The sequence below is a fragment of the Corynebacterium sp. CCUG 71335 genome (genome assembly GCF_024454075.1).
In the GTDB taxonomy this organism is placed as follows: Bacteria; Actinomycetota; Actinomycetes; order Mycobacteriales; family Mycobacteriaceae; genus Corynebacterium; species Corynebacterium genitalium.
In genome coordinates, this window is record NZ_JAGPYY010000007.1 from 13,779 (window position 1) to 39,919 (window position 26,141).

Here is a 26,141-nt window from a genome sequence, read left to right on the forward strand (position 1 = left end):
TCGGGGATAATGGCTGCTGTGTCTACCGCAGCATTCATCGAAAGCCATACCGACGCCCCCGACCACGAGCTCGCCGCGGCGCTGACCCGCACGGCCGGGGAGCTCGCTTTGCGCATGCGCAACGAAGGTTTGGAGACGTCGCAGAAGACATCCGTGTCGGATGTGGTCACGCAGGCTGACATGGCCGCCGAGCGCTTCGTGGCCGACGCGTTGATGGCGCTGCGCCCTGATGACGGCATCCTGGGCGAGGAGGGCGCGGCCAAAGAATCTACTTCGGGCCGCACGTGGGTGATTGACCCGGTGGACGGGACGTACAACTTCTCGTGCGGCTCGGATTACTTCTGTTCGGCGCTCGCGCTTGTCAGCGGCGCACCGAGCGATCCAGAACGCATCCTCACCAGCGCTATCACGCGCCCCGCGTTAGATACGACCTGGGTGGCACACGGCGGAACCTCCGAGCGCAACGGTGAACAGATCCCTCACTTGGAGAACGCACCGTTGGCGCAGCTCGCGCTGGCCACGTACCTGCACCCGCGCGACATGGACAACGCGGACATTCGGGGCGCCTGGATGCGAGCTGCGAGCCAGGCCGCCACGGTGCGCATGTGGGGCGCAGGTTCTGTCGATTTGGCCACGGTGGCCTCGAGCGGAATTGGCGGTTGGATCCAACACTCGGTCGCCGATTGGGACTGGCTGCCCGGTAAAGCGCTGGTCGAAGGTGTCGGCGGGAAGGCCATCAAAGTCGACGCAGGTGGGGTGACCTGGTGCGTGGCCGGCAACGAGCAACTGGTGGACGAGGTCGAGGCACTTTTGGCGGAGTAACAACGCCCCGATCTCGCTAGGATTGGGCGCCATGACCACCTATTCAGATGATCTAGCGCTCGCACTCGAGCTCGCAGAGCTTGCCGACGGCATCACCCTCGACCGTTTCGAATCCGCCGACCTCAAAGTCGACTCGAAACCGGACATGACTCCCGTCTCCGACGCGGATATCGCCGTGGAGGCTGCGCTGCGCGCCAAGCTGGAATCTGCCCGCCCGTCCGACGCGGTCCTTGGTGAGGAGTTCGGTGGCGACGTGCAGTTCGAGGGCCGCCAATGGGTCATTGACCCCATTGATGGCACCAAGAACTTCGTGCGCGGTGTGCCCGTGTGGGCCACCCTCATCGCGCTGCTTGACGACGGCCAGCCCGTCGTCGGGGTAGTCAGTGCTCCAGGTCTTGCCCGCCGCTGGTACGCCAGCCAGGGCTCCGGTGCGTGGCGCACATTCTCCGATGGCAGCGTGAAGCGGCTCGGGGTGTCGGGGGTTGCGGGGTTAGAGGATGCGTCGATAAGCATCTCGTCTTTGAAAGGCTGGCACGACCGCGGCTTGCGCGACCAGCTGATCTCCCTGACCGATGATGTCTGGCGGCTGCGCGGCTACGGAGACTTCTTCTCCTATTGTCTGGTGGCCGAAGGCGCCGTGGACATCGCCGCGGAGCCCGAAGTCTCGCTGTGGGATCTCGCAGCACTGTCTGTTCTGGTCACCGAGGCTGGCGGGAGGTTCACCTCACGCGCCGGCGAGGATGGCCCGCACGGCGGTGACGCGGTGGCCACCAACAACTTGCTGCATGATGCTGTTCTAAGGAGACTGTCATGACCGCACCTGCTCCCACCCAGAAACCCCCTCGCCTCGTTGTCCCCGATCTCGCTCGCGGGCTGGCTCTTTGGGGGATCGCCATGGCGAATCTGACCACCTTCTGGATTATGAACTCCCCTGAGGGTGCCATTGGTAAGAGCCTCGGCTGGGTAGACCCAGACAGTGCTTCAGACCGTTTCGCTGCCCTGTTCTCGGGCATGCTCGTCCACACTCGAGGCCTGCCAATGTTCGCTACCCTGCTCGGTTTCGGCATCGGGCTACTCACTTCGAGCTTGCACCGGAAGAACTACCCAGTGGGCAAAGCCACACGCATGCTGGTTAAACGCTACGGCATCCTCGCCGTCTTCGGCTTACTGCACATGTACCTGCTGTTCAACGGCGACATCATGTTCACCTATGGCTTGGCGGGAATGCTCATCGCCACGATGATCAAGCTCAGTTCGAAGACACTGCGCATCTTTGCTGCGGTGTCCTTCTGCATCGCCCTGCTCCTGTCGACGATGTCGGTGATTACCGCCCTCGCCGGTGTGGACGTCGTGCCAGAGTTCACCCCAACTGAGCAAATCACCACAGCCGGCACCTACTTCATCACGACTATCCAACAAGCACCATTTTTCATGGTGAACTCGACGTTCGCCGTTCTCGCGGTCCTATGCGTCATGCTCATCGGATTCATCTGGGCGCGGGAGGGGGTTCTGGCCAACGTCGACGCGCACCGAAGAACGCTCACTTTTTGGGCCACGCTCGCTGTAGTCATCAGCCTCGCTGTCGGCATACCGTGGGGCCTAGCGGCGATGGGTGTCATTAACGACCAATTGGATCAGGTCTTCATGGCCCTCAATATGGGCTTGGGCACATTCACCGGCCCCGGCATCTTGGCGCTGGTCGCACTGGCCACGAACGGGATTCAGAAGCGCATGTACGACGATGCCGCAGCCGGCCGGCCAGTCGCAGCCCCGAAGATCCTGTACCCCTTCGTCGCGCTGGGCAAGCGCTCAATGTCCGGTTACATCGCACAGTCCTTCCTGTTCATCATCCTGGTCATGCCCTTTGGCTTCGGTCTCGGCGTGGACAGCACCATCTCGGAGAAGCTCCTCATCGCCACCGGTGTCTGGTTGGTCACCCTGGTGCTCGCAGTCATCCTCGAAGCCACAAACACCCCCGGCCCGTTCGAGTGGGTCCACCGCCGTCTCGCCTACGGGCGCACGGGGCGGATCGAACCCTACGCGGAGGCCTACAATGGCCCTCATGACGCAGGACAAGCACCCGGAGAACACGCCCGGCGGCCCGTCGGTGAAGGACGGGGAGCTCTACCAACGCCTCCGCCAGGAGGGCAATTCGAAGTCGAAGGCGGCGGCCATCGCTAACGCGGCGGCGAACTCTTCGCGCTCCGATGTCGGTGCGAAGGGCGGCGAGTCTGGCTCCTACGATGACTGGACGCGCGAGGAGCTCTACTCCCGCGCGCAGGAGCTGGACATCCCCGGCCGATCCGACATGACCAAGGACGAGCTCATCGAGGCGCTGCGCAATGACTGAGCTTGATCTCCGCTGCTACTTCATCACCGGCCAGGGGCCTGACATCGTCGGCACTGCGCGCGCAGCCGCCGCTGGTGGCGCCGGAATGATCCAAGTGCGCAGCAAACCCATCTCTGCGCGCTCGCTGTTCGAGCTCGGCCAGGCCGTCGCGGAGGCTGTCTACGAGGTCAACCCCGCCACGCACGTGCTTATCGACGATCGCGCCGACGTCGCCCTCGCCCTCCGCCAATCCCGCGTTCCTAACGTCGCCGGCGTGCACATCGGCCAGGACGACCTCGATCCGCGCATCGCGCGCGAATTGCTTGGGCCAGATGCGATCATCGGCCTGACCACGGGGACGCTGGAACTCGTGCAGGATGCCAACCAGTACGCTGACGTCATCGACTACATCGGCGCAGGGCCCTTCCGCGCGACTCCCACAAAAGACTCTGGCCGCGAACCGCTGGGGCTGGAGGGCTATCCGCCGCTCGTCGCTGCATCTTCGCTGCCCGTCGTCGCCATCGGCGACGTCACCGTCGACGATGCCGCTGACCTCGCCGCAGCCGGCGTTGACGGCGTAGCTATCGTCCGCGGCATCATGAACGCCGAGGATCCGCAGGCGTACGTTGAGCGCGTGATCGCCGCCTTCGACAGGGGCAAGCAATCCCGCTAGAACAAGCTATACAGCGAGTACCCGCCGAGCACCACGGTGACCAAGAAGATGAAGCCGCCGAGGATGTTGGAGGCGAGGCCATTGGCGTTGTCTCCCAGCAGCTTCTTGTTGTTCATGGTGTAGAGCAAGAAGAACGCCACCACTGGCAGCAGGATGCCGTTGGCTGCCTGCGCCAGGACAATCACTTGGATCGGGTTGACACCGGTCACCGCGATCACCAGCCCGATGAGCACCACGGCCAGGTAGATCGCGCGGAACCTGTTGTCTTTCAGGTCAGAGGACCAGCCGAGCACGCCGGAGATCGCGTAGGCAGCGCCAAGCGGGCCGGCGATAGCCGAGGTCAGGCCAGCCGCGAACAGACCGATCGCCAACGCCCACGGCGCGAAGTCGCCGAGCACCGGACGCAACGGCTCCGCCAGCTCCGCAGCTGATTCGGCTGCAATGCCCTGGGCAAAGAGCGTCGACGCTGCTGTAGCCACGATCGCCAACGTGATCAACCCACCGATGGAGATCGACACAATGTTGTCCACGCGGGCTTTCTTCAAGCTCAGCTTGCCCGGCTCATCGCCCCACTTTTCCTGGACCAGGTTGGAGTGGAGGAAGACGTTGTAGGGCACCACTGTCGTACCGATCAGCGCGATCGCCGTGAGCACCGAGCCGTCTGGAAGGCCCGGCACGAAGATGCCTTTGAACATCGCGCCGAGATCCGGCTTCACTGCCACTGCGGTGATCAGGAAGATCAGTGCCAGGATGATCACCAGCGCGGTCATGAATTTCTCGATGACCTTGTAGCTGCCGGTCAGCAGAAGGACAACGATCACAGCGACGATGATGCAGGACAGGACGGGGATGCTCAGGCCGGTGACGTCGGAAAGCGCGAGGGCTGTACCTGTGGTGTCACCGCCAGCGTATGCGGCGCCGCCGATGCCGATAGCCGTGACAATGAGCGAGATCATCAGCAGCTTCGCCACCGGCGACTCGAACGTTTCGCGCATTGCTTCGCCCGTGCTCAACCCGCCCATGAGTCCCAGGCGCGCAGACATTTCTTGCAGGATGATCGTGGCCACGATCGAGAACACGATCGCCCATGTCAGGGCGAAACCGAAGCTTGCACCTGTGACCGTCGCCGTGGTGACTGTGCCCGGGCCAATGAACGAGGCACTAATGAGCAGGCCCGGACCGAGCCAGCCTGACCGTCGTTTAGCCGTAACCTCAGAGTCGTCGCGATCGTTTACTGCAGTGGACATCGCTGTTCCCTTCTGCGGTTGGTGACATGTTCCGAACTACTTTATCCGGCGAAACTGTCGGCCCACAGGGGTTCGTTCAAATCGGCAGTCTCGTAACCGTCATTCCGAACGGGCAGGGAATGGTTGTAGGAGACGTATTTGGAACCGTCGCGGAACTCGAAGACGATCTCATGGCCATTGCGCGTGATGGTTGTGTACCCTTCTGTGACCAGAGAGTGGCATCCGGAGCACAATGGCAGCAAATTATCCAGGTCGGTCATACCGCCCTCAGCCCAGTCGCGGATGTGGTGCATTTCCATGAAGCGTCGATGCGTACAGCCCGGAGTCGCGCACTGCCCGCCCCACATGGCCATGAGCGCGTTGACCTGTCCGTCCGTTGCTAGGCGGGTTGACCGACCGGTGTTCAGGATGAGGCCCTGATTACTCACCGTATCCAACCTGACTAAGGCGTTGGATACGAGGTGCTCCAGCGTCTCGGTCGTCGCTCCAGCGTTGTTAGGCAAGTAGGCTCGCCCGTCCACGGTCATCATGACGTTCACGTGCGCGCCCGGCGCCCGAAGAGTGCTGATGGGTTTTGTACGGGCCATGTTCACTATTCCCATGAGGGAGAAGACCAAGGCGCGCGGCGTCGGCAAGCCGAAGCCAGACACCTCCCGCTTTGCCTGTCGAGCCTCCTCATCCTTCTCTTTTTCATGGATGAGCTCATCTACCTTCTCATTGTCGACCACCCCATCCCCACCCAGCAGCTTCTCTAGCTCCCCATCCTCGGCAGCGGACGCGAGATGCCCAATTTTGAGCGCAGCCTTGAAAGCTTCACCATCTGCGGCGTTGAGCCTCCCCCACAGCTTCAGGCCACCGTCTGCCTCCTGCTTCAACCGCAGGTAATACTCCCTGCCCTCCTCCTTCGCCTCGTTAGGTTTCTGCTTTCCGGCGAGAGCGCTTTCCAGGCCGTGGTAGTTCAGCTCCATGCCCATCTTCACCAGCTCGAACTCATTGTCAGCGGTCAGGTACTTGAGCAGTAGACGCACCGCAGAGTAGCTCAGGTTACCATCGAGGAACATCTCCGTCAGGTATGGGAAATCGTTCAGTTGCCGTGCAACACTCACGTACTCATGCGCCGTCGACTCCGATACCCCGAGCCGCCTGATTAGCCAGGCCGCCGTACTCGTCGCTCCGCACTCATTCGCTAACCCCATCTGATCGAAATCGCCAATCAGCACCATCAATCGCGCTTTCGAACGAACAACCGTAACGTATGTCGCCACGATTTCCTCAGCCAACCACTCCAGATCCAGCTCTTCATCCAGTATGTTCACGCTGACCACCACCCCTGTTAATGCCCCACGTTGTCGGTTACCCCGACTCTACACAACGACCCGGACACCCATCGATCAATTGTTCGAATATCACCGATGAAAAAGACTCCGCATTGCGGAGTCCCTGGGGTTTTGCGGCGGACTAAAACGTCGTAAAGCTAGTCCTCCATTTCCGCGAAGGCTTCCTCGACAGAATCGTGCTCCTCGCGCGCTTCTTCCCACACTTCCTTGGCGGCGGAGAGGTTCACCGCGGCGATGATCGCGCCGACCACGATGTCGAACCACGCTGTCGGCCATACGAAGGTGAGTAGACCGGCGAGAATGATGAGGATGTTGGCAAGGGCGTCGTTACGCGCCGCGAGCCACGCACCTGTCGCGAGTGACGAGCCCTGCTCCCGCAACTGCAGCAAGATCACTGCGCAAATGACGTTGACCACCAGCGCACCGAATGCCACCGCAGTCAGCCCTTCCGCAGATGGCGGTTCCGGGTTGAGAATCTTAGTCACAACCATCACGATCGCTGCGATCGCAGGAATCAGGATGAGCGCCGCGAGCACGCTTCCTGCTTTTCGACGGCGCGACGCCGGCCACGCCACGGCAAAGAAGACCAGCAGGTTGATCGCCGTGTCCTCGAGGAAGTCGGCCGAGTCGGCGAACAACGAGGCTGAGCCAATCACTACAGCTGCGGCGAACTCGACGAAGAAGTAGAGCAGGTTCAGCAGCGCCACGATGAGAACGGCGCGGCGGATTCGGTCAGTGTTCATACTGCCCATGGTGCTCGCAGCAGGCCTTTCACACAAAAAGAGACTCCGCATTGCGGAGTCCCTGGGGTTTTACCGTGTTTAGTAGGAGCTGAAGCCGTCCTCAGTCAGCTCGTGCTTCTCGTCGCCGGTGATGGCCGGGTTGAACACGGAGACGAGGATCAGATCCTCGTCCTTGCCGCCGCGGAGGTAGTGGGCATCGTGCTCATCAAGCACATAAACCGTGCCCGGAGTGATGGGGTACACGTTGCCCTCGGTGTCCTCGACCTCGCCGGAACCGCCGATGCAGTAGCAAGCCTCGAGGTGGTTACGGTACTGCAGCTTGGACTCAGTGCCAGCACGGACAACAGTGTGGGCGATGGCGAAGCCCATGTTGTCCTTGGCGGTGACGACACGCTCAGAGGTGCCGCCGCCCCACTCGACCTTTTCCACTTCGTCGCGGGAACGGGTGAACATAGCTAGTGCTCCTTATCGATCGGTTCGCAATCTCGACCCCAGGCTAACACCCATGACAACTGTCACGCCGAGATCGTGACAGCAGGGCTACGCTCGCCTTCCCGGCGCGCAGTGGAATGTGAAGCATGATCGAAACACAGAACGTGAGCAAGCATTTCGGATCGGTGAAAGCCGTTGAAGATGTCAGCCTGAGCATTGGCCGCGGTGAAATCGTCGGCCTGCTTGGGCGCAACGGAGCAGGCAAAACCACCCTGGTGGACCTCATTCTCGGATTGACCAAGCCGACGAGCGGCACAGTGCGCGTGGCCGACATGACCGCGGCGCAGGCGATCCGGGACGCACGCATCGGTGCGGTGATGCAGACCGGCGGTCTCCTCGACACTGTCACCATCAAAGACACCCTGGCCATGATCAACTCCACGCACCGCGATTCCATCGGCGTGGAGGCCGCGATCGAGCAGGCGAATCTCACCAAGATTCAGAACCGCCGGGTGGGCAAATGCTCTGGCGGCGAACAGCAGCGGGTCCGCTTCGCCATTGCGTTGCTGGGCAAGCCGGACATTCTCATCCTCGACGAACCAACCACCGGGATGGACGCCACCAGCCGCCACGAGTTCTGGGACACGATGCGCGCCCAGGCCCACTCTGGACGCACCATCATCTTCTCCACGCACTACCTCGAGGAAGCTGAAAACCTCGCGGAGCGCATCATCGTGCTTGACCACGGCCAGGTCATCGCGGATGGGCCGACAGACCGACTCACTGCCGACGCGAACAAGAAGCGGGTCACAGCGCAGTCATCGCAGGGGCTTATCGACGTCACCACCAGCGACGCCGATTCCTACGCCCGGAAACTACTCACCGAGACCGATGCTCACGACCTGACCATCACCAGAACGTCCCTAGAGGACTCCTTCATCGCACTCACCTCAGATGACCCAGAAAGCGAGGAGCAACCATGACCACCCTGAAGTTCGCGCTGCACAACCTCAAACGCCTCAAATCCGATGCCTCTTCGCTGTTCTTCAACATCGTTCTTCCGGTGATTCTCTACCTCATTTTCGGTGCTGCCCAGCAGTATTCAGACGATGAACTGGGCAACGGCAACGTCGCCGCCTTCGTCATGCTCGGCATGGCCCTCTACGCGGGAATTTCGGGAGCTGTTTCCCAATCGTCCCTGGTGGTCGTGGAGCACAACAGCGGATGGGGGCGGCAGCTAGCGCTGACTCCCCTGACGAACATGCAGATTGCGGTCGCGAGATTGCTCGTCATCATCGTCAACGTCGTGCTGCCCGTAGCTGCGGTGTTCCTCACCGGCGCATTGGTCGACGCCAAGATGGACGCCAGCGCATGGTTCTGGAGTTTCCTCATCACCGTCGGCGTGTCCTTGCCTTTCGGCTTCTACGGTTTGGTCTGGGCGCAATCGCTGAAGTCCCTCACGGCAGTCTCGATTGCTGCCACCTCAGTCACTCTGTTGGCCTTCGCTGGAAACACCCTGTTCCCGCTGACGAGCAACTTGATCGACTTCTCCCGGTTCACCCCGATGTACGGCGCCACCATGCTGTCGCGGTGGCCTGTGGCCGAAGGGCTCCAGCTGATCCAGGACGAACCCTTCCAAGTCACCGACCCCCTGTGGCAACCCGTGCTCAGTATCATTGCCTGGACAGTCATTTTCGCTGTGATCAGTCTGGCCTTGGATAGCCGCGAGAAAGGGCGTGCGTGACCCAGAAAACGAACGGTGGCCACTACCACCTCGTTGAGGCCGGCATCTGGCTGATCCTCTTGGTCAGCCCGCTCGCCGGCTTGTTCACCATGGAGCTCCCCACCTGGCAGTACGTAGCCGGTGCCGGATTGATCGTGGTCTTCGGCGCGGTGTACCTGTGCGCGCACACGATCCGTGTGCACAGTAAGGACACTGTCAACGCGGCGTTGTGGGTGATCGCCCTCCTGATCCCCATGATCGGGGTGACCGCCATCATGGGGGTGTGGGGGGCCACAATGCTCCCCTACATCACGGCCGTGACCGGATCACTCATGCCAGTGCGCATGCACACGATCGTGGATCTCGCCATCATTTCGGTGTTCGGTGTCTTCGTATTCCTCACGGGAAACCTGACGGCGTGGATTTTCTTCGGCGCGTCCGTGCTCATCGCGGTGACGGTAGGAACGCAGGTCAGCGCGACCAGGCTTAGCGACGAGCGCGTCCACCTCGCCGCTGAGCTCGAGCTGGCGCGACAACGCGAGTCGATTTACCGGGACGTGCACGATCTATTGGGTCATTCGCTGACCGTGATCAATGTGAAGACGTCGCTGGCGCGCAGGCTGGTGGACGTCGACAAGCAAGAAGCGGCGAAGGAGCTGGATGAGATCGTGGAGCTGTCCCGCCAATCACTTGAGGACGTCCGGCGTGCTGTGCGGACAACCCACACGCCGTCGTTGACCGCCGAGGTGGAAGCGGCGAGCTCGGCACTGGCGGCGGCTGGAATCGAGCCGCGGATCAACGTTCACGGCGCCACCGACTCGTCACTGTTCGGATGGGTGCTGCGAGAGGCGGTGACCAACGTGATTCGGCACTCCCAGGCGACGGAGTGCGAGATCGACGTAACTCCGCACAGGCTGGTCGTGGCCGATAATGGCATCGGCTTGCCGCCGGGCACGCGTCTGGGGAGCATCGCCGACAGGGTGAGCGCTGCGGGCGGTTCACTCGTGGTTCCACCCACCGATTCCGGAACGCGGCTGGAGGTGACAGCATGATTCGCGTGCTCATCGCCGACGACCAAGGGTTGCTCGTGGGCGCGCTATCGGCCTTGCTCAACCTGGAGAAGGATATTGAGGTCGTAGCCACCTGCCGGACCGGTGACGGTGTCGTCGACGCTGTGCGGGAGCATAACGTAGATGTGGCGTTGCTCGACATTGAAATGCCCGGCCGGACCGGGTTGGAACTCGCCGCTGACTTGGCAGGGTCGCCGTGCAAGGTAGTCATTGTCACCACGTTCGGCCGGCCCGGATACCTGCGCACAGCCCTGGAGGCTGGGGCCGCGGGGTTCATCGTCAAGGACACTCCCCCGGATCAGCTCGCCGACGCAGTACGGCGCGCTCACGCTGGCATGCGGGTGGTCGACCCGCAGGTTGCGGAAGAATCCCTGTTCACCCCACCGTCGCCACTGACTGCCCGGGAGGTCGAGGTGGCCCGCGAAGCCCTCACCGGCGCGGAGATCAAGCAGATCGCAGCACGGCTGAACCTCTCAACTGGGACGGTGCGCAACCACATCTCGGCCATCATGACCAAGACCGGCGCGCCCAACCGCTACGCTGCCGCACGCACCTGCAACGACAATGGCTGGCTCTGAAGTCCTGAGAAAGGCGTAGGCTGGATGGCAATATGGCAGGGAATATTGCAGTCGTTGGGGCAGGCATCATTGGCCTGTCCACCGCTCTGACGCTAGCGGACCGCGGCCACAGCGTCACTGTCTATGACCCTGATCCGGTCAGCGGCGCGACGTGGCACGCGGGCGGCATGCTCGCCCCCGCCGCAGAGGTCGTGTACAAGCAGGACCCGCTCTTTCCGCTCATGATTGCGGCTGGACAGTGGTACCCCGAGCTCATCAATCTCACCGCGAAGCACACAGATAAGCCCACCGGTTACCGGACCGACGGGACAATCATCGTGGCCAAGGATCGCGCGGACAAGACGCACCTTGAGGAGCTGCAGGAATACCAGGAACTGCACGGCATGACTACCGAGCGCGTGACCACCCGCGAGGCCCGCACGCTCGAGCCCGCGCTCCATCCCGCTATTGCCGGCGCCGTGCACATCCCCGGTGACCACCAGGTTCGGCCGCGGCTGTTCGCAGAGGCGCTTATCGACGCCTGCCGCAACGCAAACGTCACCTTCATCCACGAAGCGATCCATGACGTCGATGAACTCGATGCGGACCAGATTGTGTTGGCCAACGGCCTCGGCGCCCGAGAGACCACCGGCTGGTTCGAGGGCGAGAACCCGCTCAAGTTGCGCCCCGTGTATGGCGACATGGTGGAGCTGCGCGTGCCGGAGCACCAGCGCCCGTTGGCGGACCGGGTGATCCGCGGCTTCGTCGAGGACCGGCCCATCTATGTCATTCCGCGCGACGGCGACGGGCTGACCCTCGGTGCGACCACCCGGGAAGACAACCGCCCCGACCCGCAGGCCGGAGGCGTGTTCCAATTGCTGCGTGACGGGATTGAGATCCTGCCCGCCATCGAAGACTGCGACATCGTGGAAACCCATGCCGGTGCACGGCCGGGCTCCCCCGACGACCTGCCATACCTCGGCAGAGTCAGTGACCGAGTGGTCGTGTCCACGGGGTACTTCCGGCACGGTATCTTGCTCGCGGCGGTGGGGGCTCGGTGCGGGGCTGAGCTCGTCGAAAAGCAGGAGCCGTCCGTAGACTTGAAAGCCTGCGATCCAATGCGCCACAGGAGGCAAGAATGAATCTGATCGTGAACGATGAAAACGTCACCACCGACACCACCGACGTTCAGAAGTTGCTGGAAGAGCGCCTGGGCGAGGTGCCCAAGGGCACCGCTGTCGCCATCAACGGCGATGTTGTGCCGCAGTCGGAGTGGGCCACCCGCGTGCTTGAGGACGGCGCCCACGTGGACATCCTCACCGCTGTCCAAGGAGGCTAGGCGTGCTCGAGATCGCCGGCAAGCAGTTCGACTCGCACCTGATCATGGGCACTGGCGGGGCGACCTCGCAGGACATGCTCGAGCGTGCGCTTGTCGCATCGGGCACAGAGCTGACGACAGTCGCGATGCGCCGCTTTGCTGCCCAGAAGAACGACGGCGAGCAAGGTGAGAGCGTCTTCGACCTGCTCGAACGTCTTGGCATCGCTCCCCTGCCCAACACTGCTGGGTGCCGCACCGCCCGCGACGCGGTCATCACCGCGAAGCTCGCGCGTGAGGCGCTGGGTACCGACTGGGTGAAGCTCGAGGTCATTGCGGACGACCGCACGCTACTGCCCGACGTCGTGGAGACCGTCGACGCGTGCGAGATGCTCATCGATGAAGGCTTCACCGTCCTCGCTTACAGCTCTGATGACCCGGTGGCCGCGAAGAAGCTCGAGGACATCGGTGCGGCGGCCGTGATGCCGCTGGGTTCGCCCATTGGCACGGGCTTGGGCATTCTCAACCCGCACAACATCGAGCTCATTTGCTCGCGGGCCGAGGTTCCCGTGCTTGTCGACGCTGGAGTCGGCACCGCCTCGGATGCCGCCCTAGCCATGGAACTCGGCTGCTCGGGCGTGCTGCTCGCCAGCGCCGTCAACCGGTGCCAGGACCCCGAGGCGATGGCGCGAGCGATGCGTCTCGCGGTCGAGGCCGGTTTGTCTGCGCGCGGGGCGGGGCGGATTCCGAAACGGGAGCACGCGGTGGCGTCGTCAAGCTTTGAAGGGCTAGCAAGCTGGGCAGACCAGGTGCTGTAGAGCCCATGGACGAGCAGAAACTGCTGGAACGGTTCATGTGGCTGTCCATCGCCGCATCGGTCTTTGTCATCGGCCTGAAACTCGTCGCGGCCTGGGTGACCGGGTCGGTCGGTTTCTTATCGGACGCGATCGAATCGACCATCAATCTCGTCGCCGCGAGCGTCGGATTGTGGGCAATCAAGCTGGCCGCGAAGCCAGCAGACGACAACCACAACTTCGGCCACGCCCGCGCCGAATACTTCGCTGCGCAGGTGGAAGGCTTCCTCATCCTGGTGGCGTCGGTGGTCATCATCATCACCGCGGTAGGGCGCATCATCAACCCTCAGCCGCTGGAGCAGCTCGGCATCGGCTTGGTGTTCTCCATCGTGGCCACCGCCATCAACGCTGGTGTGGGGATTATGCTCATCCGCGCCGGCAAGAAGTACCGCTCCACCACCCTTGACGCGGACGGGCGTCACCTGATCACCGACGTGTGGACCACCGTCGGCGTCATCGTGGGCATGGCATTGGTGTGGCTGACAGGTTGGGAGATCCTCGACCCGATCGTCGCCCTGCTGGTCGGCGCGAACATCCTGTTCACCGGTTACTCTCTGCTGCGCGGAGCCATCCTGGGTCTGCTAGCGGAAACGCTGCCGGAGGACGAGGTCGCCACTGTGAAGTCCTTCCTCGCCGACTACTCCGCTGCTCACGGCGTCGAGTTCACCTCCGTGCGCACGACAGCCGCAGGCCGTCAGCGCTTCGTTGACCTGGTGATGCAGGTGCCGGGTCAGTGGACCGTGGATAAGTCCCACGACCACGCTGACGCCGTCGAAGAAGGCATTGCCGCAGCCCTGGGCGGGGCCGAAACGATCATTCACGTTGAGCCGTTGGGCCACCCGACCACCGTCGGGCCGATGACGCCGCAAAGCCCCCCGGTGAGCGCTGACTAGCGCTCACCCTCAACCTTCGTCGACCCTGCTGACTCGACGGTGTCGATCTCAACTGGGGTGCCCTCGGGAACTTCAACCTCGACGACCTCTTCATCGCCGTCTTCGGTCTCGGCCTCGCCTTCGATGACGAGGGTCTCGGTGAGACGCCACGTCTCGTTGTCGTAGTCGTATTCGAGCTCAGGGCGGTCGATCTCATTGCCCTCTTCGTCATAGCCCGGCGCGGGCTTCGCTTCAGCTTCCTCGTACTTCTCCGGGGTGTCCGTCTTCTCCCACTGGCGGGAGCGGAACTTACGGTCCGCAGCAGCGTCATCATCCATCGCCTTGACCAGGGCGAACATCATGATGAAGTACACGAAGAAGAACGGCAGGGCGATGATGATCACCACTTCCTGCAGCGCCTGGATACCGGAATCGTTAATGAACAGCAGCGCGGCCGTGACCACGCCGACAGAGATCGCCCACGCAACGCGGTAGTACCACGGCGTCGCTTCCTCTTCGCCAGTGGCGAATGTGTCCATCACCAGGGCGGCGGAGTCGATCGAGGTGACAAAGTAGAACACGATGACCGCCAGCGCGATCGTTCCGGTGATCATGTACAGCGGATACTGCGCCAACAAAGTGAACAGCGCCTGCGGAGTATCGCCGTCCTCGACGACGGGGCCGGTAAGGACTCCCGGGTCGTTGCGCTCCACTTCGATGGCGGTGCGGCCGAAGGCGGCGAACCAGACAATGTCGAAAATGGTCGGCGCAAGGATGGTACCGGCGATGTACTGGCGCACGGTGCGGCCGCGGGAAATGCGGGCGAAGAACATGCCCACGAACGGCGACCAACAAATCGTCCACGCCCAGTAGAACGCGGTCCAGGTGGCGTGCCAGCCGGGGTTCTCGTTGTTGGCATCGACCCAGAACATCAACTCCGGCAGCGAGGACGCGTAGATGCCGAAGGACTCGGTCAGGTGCTGGACAATCTTCAGCGTCGGTCCTGCCAAGACCAGGAACACCAGCAGAATCACGGAACCGACGATGTTGAGGTTGGACAGAATCTTCACGCCCTTGTCCAGACCCGTCGCCACAGAAATCGATGCGGCCACTCGTAAACACGCTTGCCCAGAAGCGGCGAGAAAATCGACGAGTAGCGGGCGGGCATCTTGCGCTTGTACACGAACTAGCCCATGGCCAGCCCCGGCAGGGTGAAGATCACCCACATGTGGATGCCAAAGTGGTAGTAGGTGAACTCGAATGCTTGGCGCACAGCACCGTCGCTCATGGACTCAAACCCGCCGCGTGGCGGGTTGAATGCGTGGTGCAGCGGTTCTGCGGCACCCCAGAACATCAGGGTCGCACCCATGCCGGCTGCGAAGAGCATGGAGAATCAGACGGGCAGCGAGTACTCTGGCTCGTCGTCGTCATCACCGAGACGGAAATTTCCGTAGCGGGAGACGAAAATGACGATGAGGAACAGGAACACCGCAGAGACTCCGCCGATGTAGAGCCACGAGAAGTGGTCCATCATCCAAGCGGAGACGTGGGAGTAGAGTTCTCTAGCAGAGTCGCCGAATCCAATCGTGGCGGCGACGAAGACTGTGATGAATCCGGCCGCGGAGAAGAAGATCAGCGGGTCCGAGCGTAATTTGGACATGGTGATTAGGTTTAGGTTATGAGCGATCTACACGAGAATGAGCTTCGCCGTACTGCCCGGCAGATGAACCTGCCCGGCTTCGGGCCTGAGCAGCAAGAAGCGCTTCAGCGCGCCCATGTGTTCGTCATCGGCGCAGGTGGCTTGGGGTGCCCGATCATGCAGACGCTTGCGGCGACAGGCGTCGGGCACATTTCGCTTATCGACGATGACGTGGTCGACTTGACCAACATCCACCGCCAGATCCTCTTCGGGGCCTCCGACGTTGGGCGGAAGAAGATCGAGGTGGCAGCAGAACGCCTCCGGGAACTGCAACCAGGCATCCGCGTTGACACGATCGAGGGCCGGCTGGATGCGTCGAACGCGACGGATCTCCTCGACGGGGTCGATGTGCTGATCGACGGCTCCGACACCTTCTCCACCAAGTTCCTCGCCGCCGACGCCGCCGAGATCACCGGCACTCCCCTGGTGTGGGGCTCGGTGCTGCGTTACCGCGGCGATGTGGCGTTGTGGTGGACCGGCCCCGGTGCACCTGAGACCGGAGCTGGCATGCGTGACCTCTACCCCGAGCAACCAGACGCGGACTCCGTGCCGGATTGCGCGACGGCGGGTGTGCTCGGTGTGACTACGTCGGTGGTCGGCGGACTCATGTCCACTGAGGTGGTGAAGTTCCTCACCGGCATCGGCGACTCCACACCCGGCAAGCTGCACATTTATGACGCTCTGACCGTGTCCATCCGCCAGTTCACTGTCACCCGGGATCCAGGCCGACCGCTGGTCACCAAGGTAGCTCCAGATTATGGCGAGGTGTGCACGGTGCCGGAGGGGGCGGGTCCACTCGTCGATAAGCTTGAGCGCGGTGAGGCGATCGCGCTCGATGTGCGTGAACCGCACGAGAAAGCCATTAAAGACCTGCCGGTGCCCGGGCATTTGTTGCCCACGTCCGACATCGAGCTCCACCCGAACATGGCCGCGGAGCTTATCGACGATCTCCCGGAGCACTCCGAAGTCGTTGTCTACTGCGCATCCGGCGTGCGGTCCCAATGGTTCGTGGACACGTTCCAGCCACTGGCAGACCAGCGCGACATCCGGCTAGTCAACCTGCCGGGCGGTGTGAACGCGCTCTAGCGCATCTTGCTGCGGTGGTACAGAGTGCCCGCTAGCGAGGAAACGCAGGCGGAGCCGATCAGGACGAGGATGGTGTAAAGGATGCCGCTGACGCCCAGCATCGACAGGATCCACCCCGTCAGCAAGGCACCAATGACAGCTCCGGCAATAGCAACGACCCAGTTCATAATTGATTCTCCTTAATTATTAATGGGCCCCATGGTAGGGCATTGCTGGTGCTAGCGTTGTGGGCATGACTGATTCCGCGTGCAACCAGCTCCCCCGCCACGACGTCGACCCCGGCGGTCTTCTTGAATACTCGGCCGTGTTCAGCGACCGGTCTCTCAACCACATGTCCGCCCGCTTCATCGGCGTCATGCAAGAGCTGCAGGAGATTCTGCGCTCCACCTACAACGCCTCCAGCATGGCTGTGATCCCCGGCGGCGGCACCTTCGCTATGGAGTCCGTCGCCCGCCAGTTCGTGCGCGGGAAGAAGGCACTGGTCATCCGGACCGGCCAGTTCTCCTACCGCTGGTCCCAGATCTTCGAGATGGGTTCGCTCGCCGACGAGACAATCGTGCTGGGCGCCGAGCCGACCACCGAGGAGGCACGCCCGTCCTACGCCCCGCCGGCAATTGAGAATGCCGTCGCCCGCATTCGTGAGGAGCGCCCATCCTTCGTCATCGCCGCGCACGTGGAAACCGCAGCCGGTCTTGAACTGCCGGCCGACTACATCACCGAGCTGGCCCGCGCCGCCCACGACGCCGGCGGACTGATGATTCTTGACTGCGTCGCCTCCGGCGCGAAATGGATCGACATGGCAGCAACTGGAGTGGACATCTTGCTCACCGCCCCGCAGAAGGGCTGGTCTGGCTCCCCGGCCACCGGTTACGTCATGTTCTCTGAAGCTGCCCGAGCCGAGCTGGACAACACCACCTCCGACTCTTTCGCCATGGACCTGGCCAAGTGGACCGCCATTTCTGAGGGGTACGTGGGCGCTTCCGCTGCCTACCACGCGACGATGCCGACGGACACCATCGAGCACAACCTCGAGGTGATGAAGGAAGCGCAAGAGACCGGCCTGGAGCAGCTCATCGAGCGCCAGGTCGAGCTGGGCAGCCGCATCCGTGGCGTGCTGGCAGACGCTGGCTTCCGCTCCGTCGCCGCCGAAGGTTTTGAGGCTTCCTCCATCGTGGTCATGCACGCCACCGCCCCCGAGCAGCAGAACGGCTCCGCCTTCAAGCAAGCCGGTCTGCAGATCGCCGCGGGCGTCCCGCTCCAGATTGGTGAAGCTGAAGACTTCTCCACCTTCCGCATTGGCCTGTTCGGCCTGGATAAGTGGGGCGATGTTGACCGCGCTGTCGAGCGCTTCGAGGACGCGCTCAAGCAGGTGCTGTCCTAGCGCAGCGCAGGCAAAACGTGTTCGGTCAGCTCGTCGATCTGCTCCTCTGCCGGCCGCGTGGAAGTGCGGAAGTTCACCGACACATGGTGAATGCCCATGCTGCGCTGTGATTTCAGCAGCTGGACGAGCACATTGCGCCCGAGCCGGTAGCCGAAAGTCCCGCCGCTGGCTGGCTCATCCGGGTCGGTGGACAAGTCGAGCCACAGCGACTCAGCGAACGGCTTGAACGCTGCCGGCCCCGTGGCGCCCTCGCGTGCGGCCCACTCGGCGACTGCGGCATTCCAGTTCGCCACGTTCACCCGCTGCACGTCGAGGCCCTTGTGGTACATGAACCAGCCGTGGGTGTGCTCCGCACGCCACTCAAGGGTTTGCTGGCATGAGCCAGTGGCCAGCAAGGGCACTTCACGCGCAGACGGCTTAGGCACCACATCCGCTCCGCCCATCTTGAAGCCCTGCCCGGCAACTTCCCAGCGGAGGGGTTTGTGGGAGGTGGTGGTGGCGCGTCGATAAGCATGCACATGCTCGCGGAAGACCTCCGCGCGGATGCCTTTGTCCATGCCGAACGCAGGGAACTCTTCCGGCCGGTCCCCCGTGGCCACACCCATGAGGAAACGTCCGCCAGACAGCCGGTCAATCGTCGCTGCGCGCTTAGCCAGCAGGAGCGGGTGCTGGAAGGGCACCACAATCGCCGCTGTACCCAACGCGATGTCAGATGTGTGCGCGGCGAGGTAGCTTAGATACATCCACGGGTCGTAGACTTGGCCAACATCGCCGAAGGTCTCCACGCGCAGCGGGATATCGCGCACCCACACGGCTGCGATCCCACCGTCCTGCGCTTTCTGCACAAGACGCAGCTGGTTATCCAGGCTGTCGGTGGGGTTGGCCTCGGCGTTCTCTTCGATCGGCAGCGACAGGCCCACTGTGAGCTCGCCGGGACGGAAGGTCCGCTGGAAACCGGGAAGCTCCCAGTACGGAGAGGTGGAGAGGTCAAGAAGCGACTGTTCGTGGTCCATGCGCCCAGCCTAGCGGGAGTGTGTTAAAGCACGACCGCGCCAACGAGGGCGGCGCCAATGACCACTGCCCACGGCGGAACCTTCCACGACGTCAGAGCCGTAAAGCAGACGACAGCGACGGACATCGTCGCCACGCCCGTGATGCCCGCGGTGAACACCGGTGTGTACAGGGCCGCGCCCAGGATGCCGACCACTGCTGCGTTCGCTCCGGCGAGCGCACTGCCTGCTCGTGGCATCTGGCGGATGCGTTCCCAGAACGGCATCGCGCCGAGCACCAGCAGCGCGGCGGGTAGGAAGATCGCGACCGTGGCAATGGCCGCGCCCACAAGCCAGTGCATGCCGTCCGCGCTGGCCCCGAGGAACGATGCGAACGTGAACAGCGGACCAGGCATGGCCTGGGCAGCGCCATACCCAGCGAGGAAAGTGTCATGGCTGACCATGTCGGGCACCGTCACCGATTCCAGCAGCGGCAGCACCACGTGTCCGCCTCCGAAGACGAGCGCGCCGGCGCGGTAGAAGGATTCGAAGATCCCCATGCCGGTTCCGCCGACAGCGCGTGCGATCGCCGGCAGAGCGAGTAACAGCACCACGAAGAGCACGAGGCAGACAATGCCGACTGTGCGCGAGCCGCTCCCTTCGCTTGCCGACGGCTCCTCCTCACGGCCCTCCCCCTTCAGAAAAGCCAGACCCGCAACGATGCCCACCGCAATCGCGAGCACCTGCACCAGCGGATGCGGCACGAGCAGCACGACGACGAGCGCCGCCACCGCGATGGCCGCACGGATCTTGCCGGTGATTAAGTTCTGCGCCATGCCGTAAACCGCCTGGGCGACGACGGCCACAGCAGCTGCCTTCAAACCGATGAGCCAACCGGCGTCGCTGATGTCGCCGAGGTATGCCACCCCGGCAGCGAACACCACCATGAGCACGACCGACGGCATAGTGAATGCGAACCACGCCGCGAACATGCCCATATATCCGGCGCGCTGCAGACCAATGGCCATGCCGACCTGGCTAGATGCCGGACCGGGAAGGAACTGGCACAGCGCTACGAGGTCGGCGTACTCCTTGTCTCTGAACCACTTCCGGCGCTCGACGAATTCGTCGCGGAAGAAGCCCAGGTGCGCCGTCGGGCCGCCGAACGAAGTACAGCCGAGGCGCAGGAAAATCCTGAACACTTCAAAGGCCGAACCTCGGCTAATGTTTGCTGCTCCAGTTTTGCCGGTCGAGGTTGTCACGATGCCCTTTCTTACCAGAGCCGCTTTGAGCTGGCCCGATAAGTTCACCCACAGTTTCTCTTTTGGCTAGTCGCCCGGGCGGGGCGTTTCGTTGACTCCGCATTGCGGAGTCCCTGCGGTTTTGCTGTCGCCCGGGACCTGGGCCGCGGCTCGCACAGCGACGGCCCACCCATCCAGCTAGGCTGGCCTGACCGACAAGCTGGAGGGGTAAACGGATGAGCGAACCGAACGACGATCACCTAGGAGAAATTGTCCCTTGCAGATTCACCGAAGCTGATTTCGAAACGGGCCTGGCATGCATGCCGGGGTGGGTTCCCGCTGAATACCGGAACTTCCTTGAACAGCACGGAGTTTTCCACATCGCCGGTGTGGACTGGCTTTCGCCGGCCTCCGCACCAAATAGCCCTTTCAGCGTTGAATCTGGGCATGAGCAACTGACCCAATCAGCAGAGATGTTCGGAGAAGACCCGGATAGATGGTTCTCGGTTGCAATCTTTGACCTCGATGAATTCGCGTTGTACCACCTCAAGGACGACGGCTCCACGGAGTTCGGCCACTTCCACTTCGAGGACCTGGAATATGTCGAAGGTCCATTCCCGACAATGACAGACTGGATGCGCACCTACACGGAGGAAATCTGATGACCGATCCCGCAAACGCACTGCCCGACAAGGTCATGGGGCCTGTCGACGACATGCTTTTCGACGAGCACGTGTTTGAGTCCGTGACGTTCCATGGCGCCCTGTTCCGCAATTGCACATTCAATGCCGTGGCTTTCCACAATTGCACGTTTAGAACCGTGCGGTTTGAAAACTGCCGCATTCAGCAACCACGGTTCGAAAAATCAACGGTTGAACACATCGCCTTGATTGATACCGCAGTCATCTCCCCCGTTCACCCGCTGAAAGGCGATTGGTTCGACCGGATCAGTGGAAGCACGCTGACCGATGTCGTCCTGCGCAAGGGTAAATTCCTCTACGACATCGTCGAGCACACCACGATCAGCGGACACCTCGAAGACGTCAGCTTCATGGAGCATCACACCAAGACGCAGCTGGACGAGGTCGACCTGTCCCAGTGCACCCTGGCGAACGTCAGCTTCACCGGCGTGCCGATGCAGCGCGTCAAACTGTCGGAGCATGACCAGAGCTTTGTCGACGAGAACTGGATCCAGACCGCTGATGAACTCCGCCAGCTCACATTGTCCTACTTCGACGACGAGAACTCGCGCAAACGTAAAGCGGCAGAGCAGCTGTTCAACATCATCGAAGCGGACGCATCCAACTTCCGCTCGAAGTACGACCTTCATCGTCCCGACCTGGACAGCCTCGGTTACGACGAGCGGCGCGGAGCACGCTACATCGATGAACTGTCTGGCACGACGAAACCCGAATGGATCCGCGAACCGATCGCCGAACTCTACGCAGAGATCGGCTGGACACCGCCGAGACCCGCACAATAAGGAGACCGGCTCATGTCCACTACGTTCAATCAGATGTTCGGCGAGTCAGGATCATCGAGCATTGAGTTTGAAGGGAAAACCCTTCACGGACGCCTGAGAATCAATCCTCAGAAGGAGCACCAAACTCTCATCGAGTGGTACTTTGACTCGCCCCACCCTCCGGAAGAGGTCGCCATCCGGGTCAAAGCGTTTCGCTGCAGCTTCCGGTTCCCCGGCATGGACACATCCAAAGAGGTGCTCGGGGTGCACGCGGAGGCGAACCGGGGGTGGGTGATCGTCGATAAGCTTGGCGACGATCCCATCGTGACCGTCACGAACGCCTGGATGGACCGCACATTCGGTGGGCAGTTCATCCAAGACCTCGGCAACCACGCCATGCTTATCGACGAAGTCGAGCCAGGCACCTTCCGCATCCGCGCAAACAACGCCAGCCCGGAAGACCGCATGGCCTTTAGCGACTTCACTGGGACCGTGAAAGTGACAACCCTGGCCGAGCCCGCTGACTACGAGGCGGGATACGGCGTCATCCACCCCGACTACCCCATTGAGCACTACCGCTACATCGACACCGGCGGTGAAGCTCTCACCCCCGAGGCCTACGCCGAAATGGCTTTCGTAGTTGACGACACGGCAGAGCCCACGAAAGCCATCGACATAGTTGGCTATCGGTGGTGCGATGTCGTCGACATCATCGGGCATGGCGAGAACTTCATCGATATGCGCCTCGACCTCGAAGAAGAATCCATGAGCGAGTTCGGCATCCGCGACGAAGCCAAGTTGTGGGGCTTGGCTGCTGTGCGTCTGAGCGATGGCACCATCCTCGAAGACGGCACCATCCGATACAAAACCCCCTAGCCGGTATCACGCCAGCTAGGAGGTTTGAACGTTGGTAGCGGGGGCAGGATTCGAACCTACGACCTCTGGGTTATGAGCCCAGCGAGCTACCGAGCTGCTCCACCCCGCGTCGAGTGAGTTATGAACTTCACCTGCTGCCGTATCGGCAACGGGTGTTAACTATACGCAGACTTGTCCTGAACAACAAATCCCCTGGCCACACGTGAAAGTGGGCCAGGGGCTCGTGGGGGTGTTCACCGCCCGTTCGCCGGGGGTTCGCCAGCTATTCAGGTTGAGACTGCGTGAACGATTTAGCGCACCGACCCATAAGTCCAAGACAATAACTGCCGGTCAGGAGCTTATGGCGCGACCGTTATGGGGCTGGAACCCTCAAATCGTTCACCGCTAATGGGTCAGGTACGGCCGTCGGGCCGCACCCGACTACTGCCCCTTCTGGTAGTCCTCAACGGCACGATCGAGCTCGTCAAGGGCTCGGCCGTATTCCTCGAAGGAACCGTCACGAGCGTCCTCGAGGCCGCGCAGGGCCTCGTCGATAGCCGTCAGGGCTTCCTCTTGGTTAGCCGGCGGGGCTGTGTCGCCGTCGGCCTCGCTTTCCTCGCTCTCCGCGTCGGTGTTGTCCGGGTCCGTTGCCGTGGCCTGATCCTCAGCGTCGGAAGTAGTCGAGTCGTCGGAGTCCACGATGGAGATGTCTTGGGCCTCCTTGGCGTCAATGCCCACCTGGCTGAGCGCCTGGGAGATCGTCGGGGCGTAACCGACACGGCCCTTGTAGAACACCAGCACACGCAGCAGCTTCGGGAACGCGGACTCCTGGTCCTTGCGCTGCGAGTAAATCGGCTCGACATACAGGATCTCGCCGTTAGCAACCGGCAGGGTGAGCAAATTACCATTCTTCAGCGTGTTGGAGCCCTCCCACAGGGTGCGGTCGCGGGCGACCTGGTCAGAGGACATCAGCGCGTCCTGAGCCTGCTTCGGACCCTGCGTCTGCGTATTAGTCGGCAGAACGCGGACGGTGATCTGGCCGTAGTTGTCCGGGTCGGAGGTGACCGTCATGTGCGCAGCGAGGAACTCACGGCTCAGACCGCGGTACGGGGTGATCAACTGGAAGGCCGGGTCACCCGTTTCTGGGTCCGCGGCCACGACGTAGTACGGCGGCTGGTTGAGCTCCTGGCGGCCTTCCGGCGCGGTCGGATCGTTCGGGACAGACCAGAACGCGTCGTTGTTGAAGAACACGCCCGGGTCAGACACGTGGTAGCGGGCCAGCAGCTCGCGCTGGACCTTGAACAGGTCTTCCGGGTAGCGCAGGTGGTCGCGCAGCGAATCGGAAATCTCCGAAGCGGGCTTCACCGTGTCCGGAAAAGCACCCATCCACGCCTTGAGGACGGGGTCCTCTTCGTCGAAGGCGTAGAGGTCGACCGAACCGTCGTAGGCGTCGACTGTCGCCTTGACGGAGTTGCGGATGTAACCGACCTCGTTGTTGACCAATCGCTGGTTGGTGCCCTCCGGGTTGAGCGCGTCCTGCGTGGTGTTCTGCAGGGATTCACGGGTGGAGTACGGCAGGGCAGACAGCGTGGTGTAGCCGTCGACGATCCACTTGATGCGGCCGTCGATAACAGCGGGGTACGTGGTGCTGTCGGTGGTCAGCCACGGTGCGACCTTCTCCACGCGCTGGCGCGGGTCACGGTCGTACAAGATCTTGGACTCGCTGCCGACACGGTCCGACAGGATGAGGTTGAGTTCCTGGTACTGCACCGCGTACGCGAGGCGGTCGATCCAGTTGCCGATGCTCACGCCGCCTTCACCGTCATAGGTGAACGAGGAAGAGTCGGTGTCGTACTCGAGCGGGCCCTGGCCGACATCGCCGACGATGGCGTAGTCGAGGCCATCTTCAGCGGACGCAATGACTGGGCCGTAGTAGACGCGCGGCTGGTCCACACGGATACCCAGCTCTTCGGCGTCTTCCTTTTCTTCCGCGTTGGCGTTGGCTTGCAGGTCCGACACCGTGAACACCGGCAGGCCACCGCGGGTGGAGCCGGCGTCCTGGGCAGCTTCGTCGACAATGTTGGCCTGTGCAGCCACAAAGCCGTTTCCGTGCGTGTACACCGTGTGGCGGTTGAGCCAGTCTTGCTGGTTCTCACGCAGAGCATTCGGGTCGAGCTCGCGAGCCGCGACGACATAGTCGCGCAGCTCCCCGTCGACTGTGTAGCGGTCCATGGCCAGCTGGTCGGGGAAGCCGTAGAAGTTGCGCAGCTGCTGATTCTGCGTGAACGTCGGCGACAGGATCTCCGGGTCGAGCAGACGGATGTTGGAGATGGTCGCGGAGTCGCGGCCCACTTCCCCGTCGTTCGTGCTTTCGGAACCCCAGTTGCTTTCGTAGGTCACTGTGGCGTCGGTAAGCCCGTACGCCTCACGCGTGGCTTCAATGTTGCGCTGAATGTACTCGGACTCGCGCGCCTGGCGGTTGGGTTTGACGGAGAACTGCTCAACCATCGCGGGCCATGCCTGGCCGATAATGAGCGAGGAGAACAGCATCAGCACAGTCGCCAGCACGGGGATGCGGAAATCGCGGAAGATGATCGACACAAAGAATGCCGCCGCTACCAGCACCGCGATGACTACCAGGATGATGCGCGCCGGCAGCTGAGCGTTGATATCGGTGTAGGAGGCACCGGTGAAGATGTCATTGCTGTCGTAGAGCAGCGTGTAGCGCTCCAGCCAGTAGTCGAGCGCCTTGACCAGCATCCACAGACCGGCAGTGACCGCGAGCTGGACGCGCGCAGGCTTGGAAATGTGGCCCTTCGTCCCGCTGACTTGGTTGGCCACCCGGATGCTGCCCAGCAAGTAGTGGGTCACCAAAGCGACAAGGAAAGCAACGATCAGCAGCATCGACAGCACGCTGACCAGCGTGGACAGCGCCGGCAGCGCGAAGGCGTAGAAGCCTAAGTCACGGCCGAATTGCGGGTCCTGGGAGCCGAAGGAAGAGGAGTTGATCCACAGCAGGAATGTCCGCCAGGAACCCTGCCCGATCATGCCGCTGATGAGCCCCACCACGATGGGCAGCCACACCAGCATGGAGCGCACGCTGGACTGGATGGAGGACTGGTATGCCGCCATCGGCGAATTCGGGTCGGCGAAGACGGAGACCCGTTCGCGGGTGCGCCACGCGATGAAGGCTGCGGCCCACGTGATCGCGCCGCCGAGCAGACCGAAGATCACGAACAGTGCCACACGGGCGAGGATGACGTTGGTGAACACCCCGCGGTACCCCACCTCACCGAACCAGCGGAACTCTGTGTAGAGGCCCACAAGTAGGGGGACGAGGAACAGAATCAGCGCAATGATTCCGAAGGTCACCAGTAGTTTATTCGTGGATTTCCCCGACTCCGGGCGGGGGCGGTTCAGGCGCGTGGCCAAATCCAGCTCCTTATAACGGCTT

At 62.4% G+C, this 26,141-nt stretch carries 26 protein-coding genes, 1 tRNA gene and 1 pseudogene; 18 read left to right on the forward strand and 10 right to left on the reverse strand.

The features are described 5' to 3' along the window. Positions 1–9: 9 nt before the first annotated feature. From KBX19_RS06470 to KBX19_RS06490, 5 genes are read left to right on the forward strand one after another with little or no spacing between them, the layout of a single operon-like run. Positions 10–822: an inositol monophosphatase gene (locus tag KBX19_RS06470; RefSeq protein ID WP_255995995.1), complete on the forward strand. Its 813-nt coding sequence runs from the start codon at positions 10–12 to the stop codon at positions 820–822. A 31-nt stretch (positions 823–853) separates the two neighbouring features. Next, positions 854–1,636 carry a histidinol-phosphatase gene (gene hisN, locus KBX19_RS06475; protein WP_255997964.1) on the forward strand — a complete coding sequence of 261 codons (783 nt, stop codon included), beginning with the start codon at positions 854–856 and terminating at the stop codon, positions 1,634–1,636. Further along, positions 1,633–3,003, forward strand: coding sequence for a DUF418 domain-containing protein (locus tag KBX19_RS06480; protein ID WP_255997966.1), 1,371 nt, complete (start codon positions 1,633–1,635; stop codon positions 3,001–3,003). The genes hisN and KBX19_RS06480 overlap by 4 nt, the downstream gene beginning before the upstream one ends. Next, positions 2,885–3,172, forward strand: a complete 288-nt coding sequence (locus KBX19_RS06485; protein ID WP_050748835.1) for a Rho termination factor N-terminal domain-containing protein — start codon at positions 2,885–2,887, stop codon at positions 3,170–3,172. Before KBX19_RS06480 ends, KBX19_RS06485 begins: the two co-directional genes overlap by 119 nt. Beyond that, the gene (locus KBX19_RS06490) at positions 3,165–3,824 is read left to right on the forward strand and encodes a thiamine phosphate synthase (protein ID WP_255997967.1); all 660 of its coding nucleotides are present in this window, start codon (positions 3,165–3,167) and stop codon (positions 3,822–3,824) included. The genes KBX19_RS06485 and KBX19_RS06490 overlap by 8 nt, the downstream gene beginning before the upstream one ends. Here KBX19_RS06490 and KBX19_RS06495 read toward each other — a convergent pair. From KBX19_RS06495 to KBX19_RS06510, 4 genes are all read right to left on the reverse strand, one after another. Further along, positions 3,821–5,071 (reverse strand): Nramp family divalent metal transporter, encoded by a 1,251-nt coding sequence (locus KBX19_RS06495; RefSeq protein ID WP_005291533.1) that lies wholly within the window; start codon positions 5,069–5,071, stop codon positions 3,821–3,823. The genes KBX19_RS06490 and KBX19_RS06495 overlap by 4 nt on opposite strands. Before the next feature lie 41 nt (positions 5,072–5,112). Continuing rightward, on the reverse strand, positions 5,113–6,387 hold the full coding sequence (locus KBX19_RS06500) for an HNH endonuclease signature motif containing protein (RefSeq protein WP_156774852.1): 1,275 nt from the start codon (positions 6,385–6,387) through the stop codon (positions 5,113–5,115). A gap of 158 nt (positions 6,388–6,545) precedes the next feature. After that, on the reverse strand, positions 6,546–7,151 hold the full coding sequence (locus KBX19_RS06505) for a cation transporter (protein WP_255997968.1): 606 nt from the start codon (positions 7,149–7,151) through the stop codon (positions 6,546–6,548). 78 nt (positions 7,152–7,229) lie between these two features. After that, positions 7,230–7,604 carry an ectoine synthase gene (locus KBX19_RS06510; protein WP_255997969.1) on the reverse strand — a complete coding sequence of 125 codons (375 nt, stop codon included), beginning with the start codon at positions 7,602–7,604 and terminating at the stop codon, positions 7,230–7,232. Positions 7,605–7,729: 125 nt separating this feature from the next. Here KBX19_RS06510 and KBX19_RS06515 point away from each other — a divergent pair, with 125 nt between their 5' ends. The 8 genes from KBX19_RS06515 to KBX19_RS06550 are packed head-to-tail and all read left to right on the forward strand — an operon-like array spanning position 7,730 to position 13,995. Further along, entirely contained in the window at positions 7,730–8,566 is an 837-nt protein-coding gene (locus KBX19_RS06515; RefSeq protein ID WP_255997970.1) for an ABC transporter ATP-binding protein, read from the forward strand. Further along, on the forward strand, positions 8,563–9,327 hold the full coding sequence (locus tag KBX19_RS06520) for a hypothetical protein (protein ID WP_005291542.1): 765 nt from the start codon (positions 8,563–8,565) through the stop codon (positions 9,325–9,327). Before KBX19_RS06515 ends, KBX19_RS06520 begins: the two co-directional genes overlap by 4 nt. Then, positions 9,324–10,358, forward strand: coding sequence for a sensor histidine kinase (locus KBX19_RS06525; RefSeq protein WP_005291543.1), 1,035 nt, complete (start codon positions 9,324–9,326; stop codon positions 10,356–10,358). The genes KBX19_RS06520 and KBX19_RS06525 overlap by 4 nt, the downstream gene beginning before the upstream one ends. Then, a complete protein-coding gene (locus KBX19_RS06530) occupies positions 10,355–10,954 on the forward strand; it encodes a response regulator transcription factor (RefSeq protein WP_005291545.1) in 600 nt (199 codons plus the stop codon). The genes KBX19_RS06525 and KBX19_RS06530 overlap by 4 nt, the downstream gene beginning before the upstream one ends. A gap of 32 nt (positions 10,955–10,986) precedes the next feature. Then, entirely contained in the window at positions 10,987–12,075 is a 1,089-nt protein-coding gene (gene thiO / locus KBX19_RS06535) for a glycine oxidase ThiO (protein WP_005291547.1), read from the forward strand. Beyond that, positions 12,072–12,272, forward strand: a complete 201-nt coding sequence (gene thiS, locus KBX19_RS06540; RefSeq protein ID WP_005291550.1) for a sulfur carrier protein ThiS — start codon at positions 12,072–12,074, stop codon at positions 12,270–12,272. The genes thiO and thiS overlap by 4 nt, the downstream gene beginning before the upstream one ends. Positions 12,273–12,274: 2 nt before the next feature. Then, positions 12,275–13,066 carry a thiazole synthase gene (locus tag KBX19_RS06545; protein ID WP_255997972.1) on the forward strand — a complete coding sequence of 264 codons (792 nt, stop codon included), beginning with the start codon at positions 12,275–12,277 and terminating at the stop codon, positions 13,064–13,066. A 5-nt stretch (positions 13,067–13,071) separates the two neighbouring features. After that, on the forward strand, positions 13,072–13,995 hold the full coding sequence (locus KBX19_RS06550; protein WP_255997973.1) for a cation diffusion facilitator family transporter: 924 nt from the start codon (positions 13,072–13,074) through the stop codon (positions 13,993–13,995). On the opposite strand, the pseudogene KBX19_RS06555 reads toward KBX19_RS06550, so the two are convergent. Then, a pseudogene (locus KBX19_RS06555) lies at positions 13,992–15,634 on the reverse strand (BCCT family transporter). The gene KBX19_RS06550 and the pseudogene KBX19_RS06555 sit on opposite strands and share 4 nt — an antisense overlap. 18 nt (positions 15,635–15,652) lie before the next feature. Between KBX19_RS06555 and KBX19_RS06560 the strand changes: the two are divergent. Next, positions 15,653–16,759, forward strand: a complete 1,107-nt coding sequence (locus tag KBX19_RS06560; protein ID WP_255997974.1) for a ThiF family adenylyltransferase — start codon at positions 15,653–15,655, stop codon at positions 16,757–16,759. On the opposite strand, the gene KBX19_RS06565 is transcribed toward KBX19_RS06560, so the two are convergent. Beyond that, positions 16,756–16,926 (reverse strand): hypothetical protein, encoded by a 171-nt coding sequence (locus KBX19_RS06565; protein ID WP_005291562.1) that lies wholly within the window; start codon positions 16,924–16,926, stop codon positions 16,756–16,758. The two genes, KBX19_RS06560 and KBX19_RS06565, sit on opposite strands and share 4 nt — an antisense overlap. A 65-nt stretch (positions 16,927–16,991) precedes the next feature. Here KBX19_RS06565 and KBX19_RS06570 point away from each other — a divergent pair, with 65 nt between their 5' ends. Continuing rightward, positions 16,992–18,140 (forward strand): aminotransferase class V-fold PLP-dependent enzyme, encoded by a 1,149-nt coding sequence (locus KBX19_RS06570; protein WP_255997975.1) that lies wholly within the window; start codon positions 16,992–16,994, stop codon positions 18,138–18,140. Here KBX19_RS06570 and KBX19_RS06575 read toward each other — a convergent pair. Then, entirely contained in the window at positions 18,137–19,153 is a 1,017-nt protein-coding gene (locus KBX19_RS06575; RefSeq protein WP_255997977.1) for an LLM class oxidoreductase, read from the reverse strand. The genes KBX19_RS06570 and KBX19_RS06575 overlap by 4 nt on opposite strands. Before the next feature lie 23 nt (positions 19,154–19,176). After that, a complete protein-coding gene (gene chrA, locus KBX19_RS06580) occupies positions 19,177–20,391 on the reverse strand; it encodes a chromate efflux transporter (RefSeq protein WP_370687006.1) in 1,215 nt (404 codons plus the stop codon). 215 nt (positions 20,392–20,606) lie between these two features. Between chrA and KBX19_RS06585 the strand changes: the two genes are divergently transcribed. Genes KBX19_RS06585 through KBX19_RS06595 form a run of 3 tightly spaced genes read left to right on the forward strand, consistent with a single transcriptional unit; the run spans position 20,607 to position 22,708 of the window. Next, entirely contained in the window at positions 20,607–21,032 is a 426-nt protein-coding gene (locus KBX19_RS06585; RefSeq protein ID WP_255997980.1) for a hypothetical protein, read from the forward strand. Next, on the forward strand, positions 21,032–21,853 hold the full coding sequence (locus KBX19_RS06590) for a pentapeptide repeat-containing protein (RefSeq protein WP_255997981.1): 822 nt from the start codon (positions 21,032–21,034) through the stop codon (positions 21,851–21,853). The genes KBX19_RS06585 and KBX19_RS06590 overlap by 1 nt, the downstream gene beginning before the upstream one ends. Before the next feature lie 12 nt (positions 21,854–21,865). Next, the gene (locus KBX19_RS06595) at positions 21,866–22,708 is read left to right on the forward strand and encodes a hypothetical protein (protein ID WP_255997982.1); all 843 of its coding nucleotides are present in this window, start codon (positions 21,866–21,868) and stop codon (positions 22,706–22,708) included. Between the two features lie 32 nt (positions 22,709–22,740). Here the strand turns inward: KBX19_RS06595 and KBX19_RS06600 are convergent. Together KBX19_RS06600 and KBX19_RS06605 are read right to left on the reverse strand one after the other, a co-directional pair. Next, a tRNA-Met gene (locus tag KBX19_RS06600) sits at positions 22,741–22,817 on the reverse strand. Between the two features lie 311 nt (positions 22,818–23,128). Then, positions 23,129–26,119, reverse strand: a complete 2,991-nt coding sequence (locus KBX19_RS06605) for a UPF0182 family protein (protein WP_370687007.1) — start codon at positions 26,117–26,119, stop codon at positions 23,129–23,131. Between the last annotated feature and the right edge of the window lie 22 nt (positions 26,120–26,141).